Here is a 2,563-nt window from a genome sequence, read left to right on the forward strand (position 1 = left end):
ACGATGTTGCCCCAGCGGTCGGACTCGATCCGGTACGGCAAAGTGGCCAGAAGCTTGTCTTCGCAAATTTCAGCCCATGTCATGGCGCTCTGATATCATCCCGGAGGCTCAGCGTAAAGTTGGATTCCGTTTCACCGAAGTTCACTTCAAAACCCCGGAGCATTGGTGGACCACGTCTCCGGGTGGGGTTCGTGGTCGGTATTCCAGCCGCGACGAACCACCTCCGACGCTAGCACCCACTTCCGTTGTTTTCCGTATTCCACGTGTGCATCGCAAAACACAATATTCGCGCCTCGACTGTGGATGTCCGATACGCCTGGCCCGAATCGCTGGTCTGCATACGGCGAGAAGCCGGTTCCACGATTGACATCTCCGATCGCGATCATTTCGCTGGGAGAGACAACCATGGTGGAGGTCACAGGAAGGAATTCGGCGGCCAGAAATCTACCGGAATCATTGGTTGGCTGATATCGAATCGGCTGCAGGCCTAAAGGTCGCCGTGGAATCGTTGTCCGCGCAGTCCCTGCTGCATTGTACCCATAACCCACTTCATAGGGAGCCAGGTAACTGGCCCCAAGCGGTCAACCGCCAATCGGTTCCCGGGATTCCCGCCCTCTGGCCGGGCAGTTGAAGATCGTCCGGTAGTTGTAGTGTGTGAATGGGGATCATGGACGCCGTCGCCATACGAATTCTTGTAATACGCCTGCACCCAATTCAGCCCGGATGTGCCGAACTCTTGGATCCGTCCGTCCGTCCCGTAAACCACTGTGCCGCCCGGATACTTGCTGTACTCATCCACGTACATGATCAACGCCAGCCCCTGCTGCCGTAGATTGTTCCGGCATGCGGTTGCCTTGGCTTTCGATTTAGCCGCGGTCAGTGCCGGCAAGAGCAGTGAAGCGAGGATCGCGATCACCGCCACGACGACGAGCAGTTCGATCAGCGTGAAAGCGTTAGCGAACGGCGCGACGTTTGGCTGGTGGCCCTTGATTTCAGAACTGGCGCTCATGGTTCTCCACCGCGGTGGAAATCTTCCTCTTCCCAGCGTTACCCTTTTACGCCAAACCGTTGGTCATCTCAATTCAAAAGAGGTCTGCCCTACCCATCTCAAGCATCCCACCCATCCCAAATCCGCCATTGACGCGCCCCGGCGGGCTGGCTTAATTTGCCGCCCGTGACATTGAGCAGCCGACAAGTGAACAGCGCGCGGTATTGGGCGTTCTGCTTTAGCCCTGGACACCTGCGCTGCGGGCTGCCTTAAACAGGACCTTAAACCCGTGCCGCAGGCCGTCGCCTGCGGCTTTTTCATTTGGCCCCGGCGCGAGACTGCACACCAACCTATGATTGTCGTATTGAAACCTAACACATCCGAACCGGACATCGCCGCCGTGGTCGAGGAAATCAAGCGGCTCAATTACGAACCGCGCGTCCTGCGCGGCGTAGAATTGACCGTCATCGCCGCCATCGGCGACGAACGCACGCACAGCAATCTGGAAATGCTCACGGTGTTTCCGCAAGTGGACCGCGTGATGCCCGTCCAGAGCCGCTACAAACTCGTCAAACGCCAGGTGCATCCCGCCAATTCCGTGGTCCAGGCGAACGGGAGAATCCCGATTGGCGGCAAGAAATTTCAAGTCATGGCCGGCCCGTGCTCGGTCGAAAACGAGAAACAACTGCTAGGCACGGCTCATGCCGTCAAGAAGGCCGGGGCGACCATTCTGCGCGGCGGCGCGTTCAAACCGCGGACTTCCCCATACGAATTCCAGGGACTCGGCGAGCCAGGCCTCAAGCTCCTGGCCAAAGCCAAACAGGAAACCGGCCTGGCCATCATCACGGAGTTGCTCTCGGAACAACATGCCAACCTCGTCGCTGAATACGCGGACATCCTCCAGATCGGGACTCGCAACGCGCAAAATTTCCAGCTCCTCATCGCCGCGGCGAAGACGGGCAAACCAGTGCTGTTGAAGCGCGGCCTTTCCATGCGCATTGAAGAGTGGCTCCTGGCGGGCGAATATGTGATCGCCAACGGCAATCCCAACTTGCTGTTCTGCGAGCGCGGCATCCGGACGTTCGAGACTTACACGCGGAACACGCTGGATCTCGCCGCGATTCCGATTATCAAGCAGGAGTCGCATTGCCCAATCGTGATCGACCCCAGCCAGGGCGCCGGGCGCGCGGACCTGGTTGTGGCGATGTGCAAAGGCGCCGTGGCGATGGGCGCCGACGCGCTGCTCATCGAGGTCCATCCCAACCCGGCCGAAGCCTGGAGCGACGGCGCGCAGCAACTCTCGCTCGATGGCTTCGCGAAATTGATGGAAGACCTCAAGCCCTTCATCGCGGCGGCGGGAAGGGAATGAGAAGAGCTGAGAGCGGGTTTGAGTTGAGAGTGGAGAGCCTGGTGCATTGGCGCTTCCCGACCCCCAACTCTCAACTCTCAACTCTCAACTAACCCACACACAGTGAAGACCGATGATTATTCTGACGCGGCTCTCGTGCTGATCGGGCACGGCTCGACTTTGAACGCCGAGTCGTCTGCGCCGACATACCAGCACGCGGACGAGCT

At 59.0% G+C, this 2,563-nt stretch carries 3 protein-coding genes; 1 reads left to right on the top strand and 2 read right to left on the bottom strand.

Going from position 1 to position 2,563, the window contains the following annotated elements; genetic code table 11:
* Positions 1 to 146: 146 nt before the first annotated feature.
* Positions 147 to 419 carry a hypothetical protein gene (locus tag FJ398_27195; GenBank protein MBM3841564.1) on the bottom strand — a complete coding sequence of 91 codons (273 nt, stop codon included), beginning with the start codon at positions 417 to 419 and terminating at the stop codon, positions 147 to 149.
* Positions 420 to 487: 68 nt separating this feature from the next.
* Positions 488 to 1,009, bottom strand: a complete 522-nt coding sequence (locus tag FJ398_27200) for a DUF1559 domain-containing protein (protein ID MBM3841565.1) — start codon at positions 1,007 to 1,009, stop codon at positions 488 to 490.
* 331 nt (positions 1,010 to 1,340) lie between these two features.
* On the opposite strand from FJ398_27200, the gene aroF reads away from it, so the two are divergent.
* A complete protein-coding gene (aroF, locus tag FJ398_27205; protein MBM3841566.1) occupies positions 1,341 to 2,357 on the top strand; it encodes a 3-deoxy-7-phosphoheptulonate synthase in 1,017 nt (338 codons plus the stop codon).
* Positions 2,358 to 2,563: the final 206 nt, after the last annotated feature.

It is taken from the genome of Verrucomicrobiota bacterium, from assembly GCA_016871535.1.
Classification (GTDB): Bacteria; Verrucomicrobiota; Verrucomicrobiia; order Limisphaerales; family SIBE01; genus VHCZ01.